This is a genomic window from Sulfitobacter sp. F26204, assembly GCF_026410305.1.
GTDB lineage: Bacteria > Pseudomonadota > Alphaproteobacteria > Rhodobacterales > Rhodobacteraceae > Sulfitobacter.
This window is the reverse complement of sequence record NZ_JAPMLQ010000002.1, coordinates 75,962-90,136: the sequence shown is the minus strand read 5'-3', so window position 1 is coordinate 90,136 and position 14,175 is coordinate 75,962. Positions and strand designations below refer to the sequence as shown.

At 55.3% G+C, this 14,175-nt stretch carries 15 protein-coding genes; 2 read left to right on the top strand and 13 right to left on the bottom strand.

Annotated features, from left to right (window positions below):
* Positions 1-47 precede the first annotated feature (47 nt).
* Positions 48-1,949 carry an OmpA family protein gene (locus OS190_RS04290; RefSeq protein WP_267157435.1) on the top strand — a complete coding sequence of 634 codons (1,902 nt, stop codon included), beginning with the start codon at positions 48-50 and terminating at the stop codon, positions 1,947-1,949.
* Positions 1,942-2,295, top strand: coding sequence for a hypothetical protein (locus OS190_RS04285; protein WP_267157434.1), 354 nt, complete (start codon positions 1,942-1,944; stop codon positions 2,293-2,295). Before OS190_RS04290 ends, OS190_RS04285 begins: the two co-directional genes overlap by 8 nt.
* Positions 2,296-2,342: 47 nt before the next feature.
* On the opposite strand, the gene OS190_RS04280 is transcribed toward OS190_RS04285, so the two are convergent.
* The 13 genes from OS190_RS04280 to OS190_RS04220 all read right to left on the bottom strand — a co-directional run bounded on the left by OS190_RS04280 (position 2,343) and on the right by OS190_RS04220 (position 14,160).
* A complete protein-coding gene (locus OS190_RS04280) occupies positions 2,343-2,786 on the bottom strand; it encodes a molybdenum cofactor biosynthesis protein MoaE (RefSeq protein WP_267157433.1) in 444 nt (147 codons plus the stop codon).
* Between the two features lie 3 nt (positions 2,787-2,789).
* Positions 2,790-3,035 carry a molybdopterin converting factor subunit 1 gene (gene moaD / locus OS190_RS04275; RefSeq protein ID WP_267157432.1) on the bottom strand — a complete coding sequence of 82 codons (246 nt, stop codon included), beginning with the start codon at positions 3,033-3,035 and terminating at the stop codon, positions 2,790-2,792.
* Positions 3,035-3,700, bottom strand: a complete 666-nt coding sequence (gene pgsA / locus OS190_RS04270) for a CDP-diacylglycerol--glycerol-3-phosphate 3-phosphatidyltransferase (protein ID WP_267157431.1) — start codon at positions 3,698-3,700, stop codon at positions 3,035-3,037. Before pgsA ends, moaD begins: the two co-directional genes overlap by 1 nt.
* Positions 3,701-3,817: 117 nt before the next feature.
* Positions 3,818-5,683 carry an excinuclease ABC subunit UvrC gene (gene uvrC, locus OS190_RS04265; RefSeq protein WP_267157430.1) on the bottom strand — a complete coding sequence of 622 codons (1,866 nt, stop codon included), beginning with the start codon at positions 5,681-5,683 and terminating at the stop codon, positions 3,818-3,820.
* Between the two features lie 288 nt (positions 5,684-5,971).
* Positions 5,972-6,763 (bottom strand): SDR family oxidoreductase, encoded by a 792-nt coding sequence (locus OS190_RS04260; RefSeq protein WP_267157429.1) that lies wholly within the window; start codon positions 6,761-6,763, stop codon positions 5,972-5,974.
* Positions 6,764-6,774: 11 nt separating this feature from the next.
* The gene (locus tag OS190_RS04255) at positions 6,775-7,716 is read right to left on the bottom strand and encodes a calcium/sodium antiporter (protein ID WP_267158290.1); all 942 of its coding nucleotides are present in this window, start codon (positions 7,714-7,716) and stop codon (positions 6,775-6,777) included.
* A 170-nt stretch (positions 7,717-7,886) separates the two neighbouring features.
* The gene (locus OS190_RS04250; protein ID WP_267157428.1) at positions 7,887-8,684 is read right to left on the bottom strand and encodes a S49 family peptidase; all 798 of its coding nucleotides are present in this window, start codon (positions 8,682-8,684) and stop codon (positions 7,887-7,889) included.
* 64 nt (positions 8,685-8,748) lie between these two features.
* Entirely contained in the window at positions 8,749-9,510 is a 762-nt protein-coding gene (locus OS190_RS04245) for an ABC transporter permease (RefSeq protein WP_267157427.1), read from the bottom strand.
* Positions 9,507-10,460, bottom strand: coding sequence for an ABC transporter ATP-binding protein (locus OS190_RS04240; RefSeq protein ID WP_267157426.1), 954 nt, complete (start codon positions 10,458-10,460; stop codon positions 9,507-9,509). Before OS190_RS04240 ends, OS190_RS04245 begins: the two co-directional genes overlap by 4 nt.
* A gap of 56 nt (positions 10,461-10,516) precedes the next feature.
* The gene (locus OS190_RS04235) at positions 10,517-11,032 is read right to left on the bottom strand and encodes an SRPBCC family protein (protein WP_267157425.1); all 516 of its coding nucleotides are present in this window, start codon (positions 11,030-11,032) and stop codon (positions 10,517-10,519) included.
* Between the two features lie 60 nt (positions 11,033-11,092).
* On the bottom strand, positions 11,093-12,055 hold the full coding sequence (locus tag OS190_RS04230; protein WP_267157424.1) for an NADPH:quinone oxidoreductase family protein: 963 nt from the start codon (positions 12,053-12,055) through the stop codon (positions 11,093-11,095).
* Between the two features lie 87 nt (positions 12,056-12,142).
* Positions 12,143-13,492 carry a HAMP domain-containing sensor histidine kinase gene (locus OS190_RS04225; RefSeq protein ID WP_267157423.1) on the bottom strand — a complete coding sequence of 450 codons (1,350 nt, stop codon included), beginning with the start codon at positions 13,490-13,492 and terminating at the stop codon, positions 12,143-12,145.
* A complete protein-coding gene (locus OS190_RS04220; protein ID WP_267157422.1) occupies positions 13,489-14,160 on the bottom strand; it encodes a response regulator in 672 nt (223 codons plus the stop codon). Before OS190_RS04220 ends, OS190_RS04225 begins: the two co-directional genes overlap by 4 nt.
* Between the last annotated feature and the right edge of the window lie 15 nt (positions 14,161-14,175).

The window sequence follows — 14,175 nt, the reverse complement described above, 5'->3', positions numbered from 1 at the left end:
CGTTGCTGGGCGTATCAACACGTAACCTCACTGGATGAAACGAACTCATGCGCCTGTCTTCACTGCTGATCATTGCAATGACCTTTTTCGCCGCAGCGGTGGTGTCCCTGGTCGCAGCCAATTTCAGCGTGAAACTGATCGAGGAATCTTCTGAAATCGGTGTACGCGACGCGCTGGATGATGCCGGCATGACATGGGCCGAGGTCGAGGCCGATGGTCTGCAGGTCACGCTTGCCGGTATCGCGCCAACCGAAGCTGTGCGTTTCAAGGCATTGACCACAGCCGGCTCCATTGTAGACGCAGCACGCGTGCTGGACGAAATGGAAGTCGAGGCGCAGGCTGCGATCGCTCCGCCGCGGTTCTCGGCCGAGGTACTGCGCAATGACAGCGGCATTTCGATCATCGGATTGATACCGACGACAACAGACCGGGAGAGTGCAATCGCCCGCTTTTCGGATATTGCCGGAGATGCAAATGTCACCGACCTGCTTGAACAGGCGAACTACCCGGCCCCAGAAGGGTGGGAAGATGCCTTGGCCTTTGCCTTGTCGGCCATGGCCCAGCTTCCCCGTGCCAAAGCATCAATCGAAGCTGGTCGCGTTTCGATCACCGCCATCGCCGACAGCGCCGCCGCCAAGGCCGCAATGGAAAACAAGCTGAACCGCAGCCTGCCGCCAAGTGTCGAGCTGGTCCTCGACATTGCAGCTCCACGTCCGGTAATCACCCCGTTCACTTTGCGATTCGAAATGGACGGCGACGGTGCCCGTTTTGATGCCTGCTCTGCAGATACAGAAGAAGCGCGCATCCGGATACTGGCCGCCGCGACCCGTGCCGGCGTGACCGGAACTGCCCGATGCACCGTCGGCCTCGGGGTACCGACACCACGCTGGAGTGAAGCCGTCGAAAAGGCCATCCGCGCGGTAAAAGATCTAGGGGGCGGATCCATCGCCTTTGCCGATGCAGACATCACATTGGTTGCCCTACCAGGCAGCGATCAATCCGATTTTGATCGTGTTGTAGGCGAACTTGAGAACAGCTTGCCCGAGGTCTTTGCCCTCCGTTCCAAGCTGCCCAAGGTGCTGGACCCCAACGAGGGCCCGCCTGAGTTTACAGCAACACTCAGTCCCGAAGGCCAAGTGCAGTTGCGTGGACGCCTTAGCGATGTCGCGCTTCGTGAATTGGCCGACAGCTATGCCAAGGCGCGTTTTGGCTCTCAGAACGTTTATACTGCCGCCCGTATCGTCGAAGACCTGCCCGCTGACTGGCCACCGCGGGTGCTGACCGCCCTCGAAGCGCTGGCGGCACTCAACAACGGATCGGTCGTTGTGACACCAGACAGCCTGTCGGTTGTCGGCAACACCGGAAACCCGAATGCCAGCACCGAAATAGCCTCCCTCCTGGCAGGCAAACTGGGGGAAGGCGCGGAATATAACATCGGTGTCGTCTATGAAGAAAAGCTAGATCCAGTACTGGGACTGCCAACGCCCGAGGAATGTGTCGCAGAAATCGGTGAGGTGCTGACCACGGGCAAAATCAATTTTGAACCCGGCTCTGCCACGATCGACGCCTCGGCACTTGGGATCATGGATCAGATCGCGGAAGTCTTGAAACGCTGTGGCGATTTACCCCTTGAAATCCAAGGCTATACCGACAGCCAGGGTCGAGAGGTGATGAACCAGTCGCTAAGCCAAAGCCGGGCTGAATCGGTGTTGAACGAATTGCGCGCACGGCGGGTGCTGACCGGGACTTTCACCGCCAAGGGCTATGGTGAGGCAAACCCGATTGCGGACAACGACACCGAAGCCGGCCGCGAAGCCAACCGCCGAATCGAATTCCGCCTGATCAGTTCCGACACAGGTGATGCATCTTCCCAAACAGCGCTGGAAAGTACCGAACAATCCAGCGATACAGACGATCAAACCTCGCAAGAAGGCCCCAACGATGAGTAGAACCGAATTTGTTTTTGCGACGGCAATTATCCTGTTTGTGGCTTTCTGTCTGGGCTGGTTCGCCAATTGGCTGCTGCATCGATTTACCCGCGTGGCCCCCGGAGATGTCGCTGAACTAGACCGGATGAGTCAGGAACTGCACGAGGCCGAAGAAACCCGCGACCAGGCGATTACCTATCTGCAACAACGCGAGGCAGAGCTGACAAATCAGCTGGCACAAACCGAAGCCGAACTGGGGGCCGCCATGGAAGGTTTGCGTGATGCCCGACAGGAGGCCGAAGAAATGCGTGGCTATATCGAAAGTCAGTCCGCACCTACCGGCGAAGTGTTTTCGAGCAAACGCTAGGCTTCAGGCGCAGCAGATTGTTCTTCAGACAGGAAAGGCCGCGCACGTTACCAGCGTTTCAGTGCGTCCTCGTCCGCATCGCGCGCCGCAACCCACTCTGCCCCATTTGCACTGATCTCCCGTTTCCAGAAAGGCGCGCGCGATTTCAGGTAATCCATCAAGAATTCGGCCCCCTCGAATGCATTTCCGCGATGGCGTGCAGCTGTTGCAACCATCATGATCAAGGCCCCTGGTTCCAGCCGGCCAAAGCGATGGATAACCAGGGCATCGCCCAGGTCGAACCGCGCAATGGCCTGCTCTGCAATATCCGCCAGCGCCGCTTCGGTCATGCCGGGATAGTGTTCGATCTCCATCGCCTGCAATGGATCCTCGGGTGAGTCGCGCACCAGCCCTGTAAAGGTTACGATTGCCCCCATCTCGTGACGGCCGCGGGCAAAATCGATGCTCTCCTGTCCCAGATCAAAAGGGGCCTCTTGCACAGCAACGCGCATGCCTCAACCGCCCGTCATTGGCGGGAAAAACGCAACCTCGCGCGCATCTGCCAAAGACGCATCAAAATCGACCAGTTTCTGATCCACCGCAACCCGCAGCGCGGACAGGTCAGAGAATGCCACGGCATAGCGGTCTTCTCGCGCGCGCAACTCCTGAACCAGTTCCATAACCGTTGCGGCCTGTGTCTCGAATTGTTCACGCGGCAGGCCGATGCGTTCGCGCACCCAGGCAAAATATAGAATATCCATCAACGCCCCTCTCTCAGATGTGGCATTGCTTTCAACAGGTAATCGATACCTGTAATCGCGGTCAGAGCGGCCGCCAGCCAAAGCAACCATAGCCCGATCCGGCCGGACCACTCCATACCTGTCAATTTCCAGCTTAGCCCAAGAACATCTTCCTCAGAGCCGTCGAGAATGGCAGCAATCAGGCTTTGATCCATTCCGAACACCGACATGCCCAGATAATGTTCAAAAACACCCTGACTGAACAAAACCGCGATCGCCGTCATCTGAAAGGTGGTTTTCCATTTTGCCAGTCGGGTTACCTTCAGCGTGCCGGCAACATCCCCCAGAAATTCGCGCAGTCCCGACACGAAAACCTCCCGGAACAGGATCAAGGTGGCAGGCAGCACCAGCCAGGGTGACCAGCTTGAATATTTGATGATCACCATCAACGCAATCACCACCATCGCCTTGTCGGCAATCGGGTCCAGCATCGCACCAAGCTTGGTTTCCTGTTTCCACGCCCGCGCCAGATAGCCATCAAACCAATCGGTTACTGCCGCCGACACAAACAAGAGCAACGCGAACCAATCCGCATAGGGTCGCGTAAAATACAAGAACATCAACGCCACCATCGGTGCCGCGACAAGACGCAGGAGCGTCAGAATATTGGGCAAATTCCACTTCATGGCGCCACTCTACAGCGCCGCGGCGTCAGGGAAAAGCACCAACACCTCTCCTCTTTTTGGCCATATATACCGTCCGCACTCTCGGCCTGCGCAACGGTAAGTTTTTTCGCCAAAACTTTACCCAAGTTCATGAAAATAAGCGTATATCGTTTCTGCCAAAGCATCCGACACACCGTCCACCGCCTTGAGGTCCGACAGATTCGCCCGTGCGACGGCCTTGGCTGAACCGAAATGCGCCAACAAGGCTCTCTTGCGCCCGGCACCCACACCCGGCACATCGTCCAAAGGTGTCGCCCCCACCGCCTTGGCGCGTTTGGCCCGATGGGTGCCAATGGCAAAACGATGCGCCTCGTCCCGCATGCGTTGTACAAAATAAAGTACCGGATCATTGTGTCGCAAAGCCATCGGTCGTTTGCCGACCCGGTGGAATTCCTCCTTGCCCGCGTCGCGATCTACCCCCTTGGCTACACCGACCATCGGAATATCCTCAACGCCGAATGCGCGCATGATCGTGGCCACGGCACTCACCTGTCCTGCACCACCGTCAATAAGCAACAAATCGGGCCAATGCCCCTCGGTACGGTCGGGATCTTCTTTCAGCAAACGTTTGAACCGGCGAGTCAGGACCTCTTTCATCATGCCGAAATCATCACCTGGGGTCAGATCCTCACCGCGAATATTGAATTTGCGGTATTGGTTCTTCATCATCCCGTCCGGCCCGGCGACAACCATTGCGCCCACCGCATTTGTGCCCTGGATATGGCTGTTGTCATACACTTCGATCCGCTGGGGCGGTGCCGGCAGTTCAAATGCCTCGGCCAACCCTTTGAGCAATTTCGTCTGTGTCGCCGATTCGGCCATCTTCCGCGCCAGCGATTCCCGTGCGTTGCGCAGGGCTCCGTCCACCAGATCGGCTTTCTCGCCCCGTTTGGGCACCACCAGTTCCACTTTGCGCCCCAGTTTACCTGCCAGGGCGTCCGCCATCAAATCGGGGTTCTCGACCTGATTACTCAATATCAGTTGCGGCGGTGGGTCCCGCTGGTCATAGAATTGTCCAATGAAGGCCTCCAGCACTTCGGCAGCATCCACATCCACCCCGACACGCGGATAGTAATCCTTGTTGCCCCAATTCTGATTGGCGCGAATGAAAAACACCTGCACACAGGCCAGCCCGTCCTGCATATGCAAGCCAATGACATCGGCTTCTGATACGCCCTTTGGATTGATGCCCTGCGCTGTTTGCACCTGCGTCAGTGCCTTGATCCGGTCACGCAATGCAGCAGCGCGTTCAAATTCCAGCTGTTCGGACGCCGCATTCATCTCGCTGGCAAGACGCGCCTGAATGTCGGTGGTCTTGCCGCACAGAAACTTTTCCGCATCCTTTACCGTCTGGCGATAGCCTTCCGGTGAAATCTTGCCCACACAAGGCGCGGAACATCGTTTGATCTGGTATTGCAAACAAGGTCTGGTCCGGCTTTCGAACATCGCATTGGAGCAGTCCCGCAACAAAAAGACCCGCTGTAACTGGTTGAGCGTCCGGTTCACAGCCCCGGCACTGGCAAAGGGGCCATAATAGGATCCTTTTTCCTTTTTGGCCCCGCGATGTTTCTTGATCTGGGGGAAATCATGATCCGCAGTGACGAGGATATTGGGAAAACTCTTGTCATCCCGCAGCAGCACATTGAACTTGGGTTTGAGCTGCTTGATCAGGTTCTGTTCAAGAAGCAGGGCCTCGGTCTCTGTCTTGGTTGTCAGAAACATCATCGACGCAGTATTTGCGATCATCCGCGCGATGCGCCCCGAATGCCCTGCCGGTCGTGCATAGTTGCTGACCCGCGCCCGCAGGTTCCGGGCTTTGCCCACATAGAGCACACGGCTTTCGCTATCGAGCATCCGGTAAACGCCCGGAGAACTGTCGATGGTTTTAAGGTAACCCTGTATCACCTCATGGCCAAGGGGCTGTCGCTGGGATTGGTCAGTCATATGCCTGCCTGATTCTCTGTTTGCCCTGCACTATGCCGTTCGCAGGGACAAGTGTTAACCTGTCCACGAATACTGTGGATAACTCTGCGGGTAAGTTTCGACCAGCCTGAAATTATCGTTGTATTTGGCAGAGTTCTTTGATTTGCCTATTTTTTAGGCACATATTGAACCAATTGATTATAAAGAATATTTTATTAACCTGTTCCCAAGTCACTGATAATACAGGCTGAATTGTAACAGATTTGTGAGGGCCCCTGCAAAGGTGCAGAACTTTGATTGGCTGGTCGCTCATTCCACCCCAATCACGTCCGGTGTCTGCCATCCCAGGTGTTGCCCGCCATCGACACAAATCAGTTGCCCTGTCACCGCAGGCGCATCAAGAAAGTAACCAAGTGCCGCCACAACATCCGAAGGGTCGGCCCCGCGCCCCAGAACGGTATTCTTGCGTTGCTTTGCAAAATGTTCCGTTGATTGACGCATACCCTGTAACGTGGGGCCCGGACCAATGGCATTGACACGGATCTGGGGGGCAAGCGCGCGCGCCGTGGTCTGGGTCAATGCCCAAAGACCCATTTTGGCGAGTGTATAAGTCATGAATTCCGGCGTCAGTTTTCGCACGCGCTGATCTACCATATTGACGATCAATCCGCTTGCCAGCGGCTCCGCCTGCGCATCTGTTGTCGCCTTTAACCCTTGTGCCGCCATAGCTTGCGTCAAAAGAAAAGGCGCACGCAGATTGCTGCCCATGTGCCTGTCCCATGAATCGCGGGTCGCGGTTTGAATTGTATCATATTCAAAGATCGAAGCATTATTGACCAAACAGATGATCGGCCCGCCCAACGCCGTTGTTGCACGGTCAAACAGGTCTGTGGTCGCAGCGTCGTCCAACAAGTCAGCCTTTAGGGCGACGGCCTTGCGCCCCATGGCCTTGATGTCATTCACAACCTGTTCTGCCCCATCTGCAGAGCTTGCATAGTGAACTGCAACATCAAACCCACGTCTGGCCAGATACAGCGCCAATGCAGCGCCGATGCGCTGGCCTGCACCCGTGACAATTGCGCGCCTGTTCGTCGCATCCATGGATCATCTCCTCAGATCAGAACAACATACAAGTAAAGTGCATATAGCGCCGTGAAGAAGATCCCCCAAATGCGCGTGAAGTCCATCTTGAGATAAACAAAAGGCACCAAAAACAGCGAAGCGGCCAACATGACCCAAAGATCGAAATTCAGGAACGCAGGGTCAACATCAATCGGGCCGATCAGACTGGAAATGCCAATGATGGCCAGAAGGTTGAACATATTGGAGCCGATAACACTGCCCAGAACAACATCAGCCTGACGCCGCAGGGCAGCCATCACTGTTGTTGCAAGTTCCGGGAGGGATGTCCCGATTGCTACCAGGGTGAGGCCGATCACCGTGTCGCTGATGCCGTATGCTTTGGCGATGATGGTCGCATTATCAACCAAAAGCGATGCACCAATCGGCAAGCCCACCAATCCCATGACCACGAGAACCAATATCTGCCAAGTGGGCATACTCTCATCCGCGCCTTCGGGTGCTTCAATGGCTTTTTCAGCGCGCCGGTGATTGCGGGCGTCACAAAATTGATCGGCCAACACATAGCCAAGAGCCCCCAACAACACGAGGCCGGCTAACCAGTCAAAGACACCACGAAACGCCAAGGCGATAAACAACAACGTGGCCGCGATCATGAAGTTGTAGCTTTTGCGTGTGTCACATTCAGAGGTATGCATCCTCGCCAATAATGCGGGGATCCCCAGTACCAACATGATGTTTGCAGTATTGGACCCGACAACATTGCCCATCGCAAGGCCGGGTAAATCATCCAACACCGCTTTGATCGCGATCAACAATTCCGGTGCCGAAGTCCCGAACGCTACGATAGTGAGGCTAACGATCAACGCAGGAATACCAAGACGCAGCGCAAGGTTGACTGCCCCCTTGACCAGTGCGTCCCCCGCCAGCAGCAAGATCACCAGACCCAGGCCGGACATCACCCACGGCATCAACATCAGGTTTTCTCCCTACAGGGGCAGGGTCCTTTTCCAATTCGGTATCGCCCACACCCGCCACATTTGGTTTGTTTCAACCGGTTGGAACCCAACCAATGCATTTTACCGAACCAAGCAAGTAAACCCATAAGCACCAGAAAAAGAAGGACAATTTTCGCTATCATTTGTTACAGACCAAAGCGTGCATAGGCCGCGCGTTCTTCGATGCCTTGCACCGCATCCTGGACAATCTGCGCGGAAAAACGCGAAAGCAGCCCACGTTTGACAGAATAATTCCGAAATCGGACACTGTCGCCAAAACGCTCTTTCAACATCGGACGCAAATGGCCAATGCCATCAATCAGACCCAGTTCTGTTGCGCGTTTGGCCAGCCAGATCTCTCCCGTAAACAGATCCTGGTCTTCGCGCAGCTTACCCGCACGTCGCGTTGAAATATGGTCTTTGAAATTACCATGAATATCGTCCAGCAACGCTTTCAACCGATCGACATCTTGCGGATTTTCAGGGCGAAACGGATCCAGCATGCTTTTTGATTTGCCTGCGGTATATACCCGCCGCTCGATCCCATGGGATTTGATAAACTCATCCAATCCGAAAGATGCCGAGATCACACCGATGGAACCCACGATAGAGGATGGATCTGCATAGATTTCATCGGCTGCCGCAGCCAACCAATACCCACCCGACGCCGCAACATCCTCGACAAAGGCGATGACGGGGACATTTTTTTCTTCGGCCAGACGCCGGATACGCGCACCAATCAACGACGACTGGACGGGACTGCCACCGGGCGAATTGATTTCTATCGCCACCGCAACAGGTTTGCCTTTGGCAAAGGCCTTTTCGATCACCGGCGCAAGCGTGGCATCATTCAAGGGTGCACGTCCTTGTCCGCCGATCACACCGGAAAGGCGGATTACAGCGACGGTCGGATCAGATTTGAGGAAAGGCAGCCAGTTATTCATGTATCCTCATGTAGAACGCGCAGCAGGTGCAAACAAGGACGCATGTCCCGATTATTAACGCCAGCTATTGACGGATGCGCCAGCCAGACCGGAATATCCACCAGATCACATAAAGGCAAATGCCGGTAAAGACGCCAATGGCCATCAAACTGGTCAGGATCGGCACATCCGCCGTATCATAAAATGCCCAGCGAAACCCCGAGATCAGATAGACCACCGGATTGAACATCGAAACCGTCTGCCAGACCGAAGGCAGCATGGAGATGGAATAAAAGGATCCACCCAGAAAGACCAGCGGTGTAACAATCAGGAGGGGGACGATTTGGAGTTGTTCAAAATTACCAGCCCAAATGCCCAGGATAAATCCGAAGAGTGAAAAGCTGATCGCGGTCAGAACCAGAAACAGCATCATCGCCATGGGATGCACGATCGAGAAATCGACAAAGAAAAATGCCGTCACCAAAATGATGATGCCAATAATCAACGCCTTGGTGGCGGCCGCGCCCACATAGCCCAGAACGATCTCGAGAAAACTGATCGGCGCAGCAAGCAATTCAAAGAAGGTGCCAATGAATTTTGGAAAGTAGATACCAAAGGAGGCATTCGAGATTGATTGGGTGATGACCGTAAGCATGATCAATCCCGGCACAATGAATGCGCCATAGCTCACACCGTCAACCTCTTGGATCCGGCTGCCGATGGCGGCACCAAAAACCACGAAATAGAGTGAAGTAGAGATGACAGGTGCCAGAAAGCTCTGTGCGATGGTCCGAAAAAATCGAGCCATCTCAAAAATATATATGGAGCGCACAGCAGTCCAGTTCATGCCGCACCCTCCTTATCAGTAGGTTCATCCCCTTCGTGCACCAGGTTCACAAAAATCTCCTCGAGGCTCGATTGTCGTGTGACCAGATCGCGCAGGGTCAGCCCCTCTTTGGCAACCGCAGACAGAAGCGAGGTAATGCCCGTCCGTTCGGCCCGGGCGTCATAGGTATAAATCAGCGCCGTTTTGCTGTCGCACAGGCGCAGGGTATCTGATTGAAGTGCTTTGGGCACTTCATCGAGCGTTTCGGCCAATTGCACCTCAAGCTCTTTTTGACCCATTCGGGCCATCAGCTTGTCTTTTTCCTCAACCAGCATCAACTCACCTTTGGTGATCACACCAACACGATCGGCAATTGCCTCGGCTTCCTCGATATAATGTGTCGTCAGAATGATCGTGACCCCCGCCTGTTTCAATCCTGCAACGATTTCCCACATGTCCTTGCGCAGCTCCACGTCAACACCCGCCGTGGGTTCATCCAGAAAAAGTACGCGCGGGGCGTGCGACAGGGCCTTTGCAATCAACACACGACGCTTCATACCGCCTGACAACTCTCTGATTTGGCTGTCTTTCTTTTCCCAGAGAGACAATTTCTTCAGAATGCTTTCTAGTCCTGCCTCGTCGCCTGATTTCCCAAATAGACCACGCGAAAATCGCACTGTATTGATGACACGTTCGAACGGTTCGAGATTGATTTCCTGCGGAACCAGACCAATCATTGAACGCGCAGCGCGGTAGTCGCGAACGATGTCATGTCCGCCAACCGTAACCGATCCGGAACTCGCCGTGGTGATGCCACAAATCGTTGAAATCAAGGTAGTTTTCCCTGCTCCATTTGGGCCGAGCAAGGCCAATATCTCGCCTTCACGAATGTCAAGGGTAACGCCTTTGAGCGCCTCAAATCCGCCTTTGTAAGATTTTTTCAGGTCTTTGATCTGAACAATGCTGGCCATGCTGTTCCCCTTTGCACGCAAGACCTAAACCAGCTTGCACAAAGGTAACAGGGCGTTCACGACTTTGAACGACCAAACCAGCCTTTTTTGGCTGGCGTTTCACCTACGTCTTCTGACGCTGCAACATCGGTTGGCCCTTCCAACGACTTCTGAAGATTTTCAAAGAATTGATCCGCCATTTTCTTGGCAAATCCGTCGATGATCCTGCTGCCCAGTTGCGCCAGTTTACCACCCACTTTGGCCTCGACATCATAGCTCAGTTCGGTGCCGCCATCTTTTTCCGCCAACCGAACTTCGGCGCCGCCCTTGGCAAATCCGGCCGCGCCGCCTTTGCCCGATCCGTCGATCTTGAGCGATGTGTCGGGCACCAGATCAGAGATCGTCACCTCACCCTTGAAGGTCGCCTTAACCGGTCCGACCTTTTGCACAACCGTCGCAACAAAGCCGTCCTCAACTGAACCCGACACCTCTTGTGCCCCAGGCACGCAGTTTTTCAATGTCTCGGGATCCAGCAAGGCAGCATAGACCTGCGCCGGCGGTACGGCGATCTGGCGGGTATCGGACATTTGCATAGGGGCATTCCTTGGCTGGGGTTAATGTGGCTTCACGACGTCGCGCAGCACAGGTCATCATCATGCAACCTGCACGACAACCTTGCCTGTGGCAGTGCGTTTGCGCAACATATCAAGCGCATCATTCGCCTGAACAAGTGAGAAAACATTGCTGACATGCGGTTTCAACCTGCCCGCCACGTACCAGTCAAACAGGGTTTTGAAACTGTCGGTCAGAACCGAGGGGCGCAATTTGGCGTAGGCCCCCCAATAGAGGCCCATTACGGTCATGTTTTTGACCAACAGAATATTTGCCGGAATTTGTGGCACTTCGCCAGAGGCAAAACCGATCGGCAACAACCGCGCTTCCGGGTTGCATGCCCGCATCGCGGCCTTGAATTGATCGCCTCCAATCGGGTCATATACAATATCGGCACCACCCAGCACCTTCACCCTTTCGTAAATATCTTCGCTTCCTGAATCGATCAGGTGGTTTGCTCCTGCAGCCTTGCACAGTTCCAGTTTTTCACCCCCACGTGCACAAGCAATTACTTCGGCACCCATCACCTTGCCCAATTCCACCGCCGTCAGCCCGACCCCTCCCGAGGCACCAAGCACCAACAGGCGTTCTGCTGGTTTCAACCGCGCCTTGTAATCAAGCGCGACATGGCTGGTGCCATAGGCGATCAGAAAGGCAGCGGCATCGATTGACGACATTTCATCCGGGATAGGCACGCAAGATGCCGCGGACAAGGTAGCAAATTCCGCCAATCCGCCGGAGCCTGCATAGGCCGCGACGCGTTGACCGGGTGCGAGGCTGGTGACACCTTCGCCAACTGCAACGACTGTCCCTGCCAGTTCCATGCCGAGGGTAAAAGGCAAAGCCGGTTTTTCCTGATATGTGCCTTTGATCATCAGAGTATCACCAAAGTTCATACCACAAGTGTCGACCTGAACCAGTACTTCGCTCGACAGGGGCACCGGCCTTTCAATGTCCTGCAGCGCAAGCGGTGTATCATAAGCAATAACTTGCATGGCACGCATGGAACCTGTCCTCATCTGTGGCTTTTTATTGCAAATGGCCAGAGCGCCCCGCGAATGACAAGGCAAAAGCAGGAATAAATTGCCCAGTTACGTCACGAAGGTGACGATGACGCGCAGGCCGGGATTGTTGTCCTCCAGAACCAGCCTTGCCCCGTGCAAAGTGGCCACAGCCTCAACAAGGCTCAAGCCAAGTCCGTGCCCCGGTGTCTTGCGGCTCCTGTCCAGTCGATAGAGGCGTTGCAGTACCTTTTGCCGCTCTGCGACAGGGATACCCGAACCGGTGTCAACAACCTGCAGCTGCGCGGTTTGGCCGTGCAGACCCAGCCTGACAGTGACGGCCGTGCCTGCCGGGGTATGACGCAAGGCGTTCTCGATCAGGTTTGAAACCATCTGCCCCAAAAGCGCGCGATCGCCTTGCAGCACAGCCGATTCGACATCGAGATCCAGCGCAAGACTATGACCGCTTGCTTCTGCGCTTTCTTCAAACACCTCAACAACGTGACGACACACCTGAGCAAGATCGACCTCTTCAAACCGTGCCTTTGGTGATCCTGCTTCGACTTGCGCCAGTTGCAGGAGTGCCTGAAAGACACGTGTCATGTTTCCGACTTCACCCTCCAGCCGTGCAGTCAATTCAACGGCTTGTGCGTTGTCCTTTACCCGGTCCTGCAAATCCTGAACGTAAAGCGCTACTCGTTGCAGTGGCGTTTTCAGGTCATGCGCGATGTCCGAGGTGACGCCGCGAAGCGCACGGATCTGACCTTCCTGCGCCGCTGCCATCTGGTTCAATTTGCCGCCAATTCGCACGAGATCATCCGACCAGCGCGGCCCGATCTCCACCCGTGCCGCCAGATCTCCACTGGTCATTTCATCAAGCGCAGTACTCACCACTTCCACATGCCGTTTGGAGCGACGCGCAAGCACCAACCCACCGGAAAGCGCGATTACGACGGTTGGTAGAAGGCTGATAAACAGAATGTTGACGAAAACATCGCGCAGGGCCACGATTTCAACACGGCTACGGGCAACGGTAATGACGCCACCATAAAGCGCCTCGGTAAGCGACAGATATTCACCATCAAATTCCGCCCGATCAGGATTTAACGAGAAAATGTGAAACCCCTTGTCATCCCGCGCTATCGCCCCGTTGCCATAGATGCGCCCGTCCGGGGCGATATAACTCAGGATGAAACGGTTGGGATCAGCCGCACGCGATTCCGCCTCGACAAGCAATGCGACAGCGCGTGCTGTCGGGGCGGCGCGGAATCCTGCGAGGTCCTGCCTTAGATCGGCGCGGATGGTCTGCTCAAAGGACGATTGCGTCACGGCATAACTCGCCGCAAGGCTTAACAAACTGACCGTTGCAAAAAGCGCCACCAGCAAAATTGCCAGCCGCAAGGGCATGGATCGCCAAATCTGGCGCAACCGCCCTGTCATGCGACGATCCGATAGCCAGATCCACGCACCGTTTCGATCAGCGCCCGTTCAAAAGGCTTGTCAACTTTGGCCCGCAACCGGCTGACATGGGTTTCAACAACATTGGTGCCGGGATCAAACCCAATGTCCCAGACGCTTTCCAGTAACATCGTGCGGGTCTGGACACGGCCCTTGCGGCGCAAGAAATGCTCGAGTAGCGCAAATTCACGCGGCAAAAGGTCAATCTCGACCCCGCTTCGTGTGACCTTGCGGGTGATCAGGTTCATTTCCAGGTCGCCCGCGCGCAAAACGGTTTCCGCCTCAAGCGCCTGTGGCCGCCGCGCAAGCGCCGCAACACGCGCTGACAATTCGCCAAAGGCAAAGGGTTTGGCCAGATAGTCATCAGCCCCCGCTTGCAGCCCCTCGATACGGTCTTCAACTTCGCTGAGTGCGGTCAACAACAGAACTGGTGTCGTAAACCCTGCACCGCGCAGGGTTTTCAGGATGGTAAAACCGTCCACTTCGGGCAACATCCGGTCCAGCACGACCACATCATATGCGGTCGAGGTCGCGGCAATCAGTCCTTCTCGGCCATTATCGACAAGATCCACAGCATGGCCTTCTTCACGCAATCCCCGTGCGATATAGCTGCCGGTTGTGGCGTCGTCCTCGACAATCAATAGTTTCATTTCGCCCGCCTGATA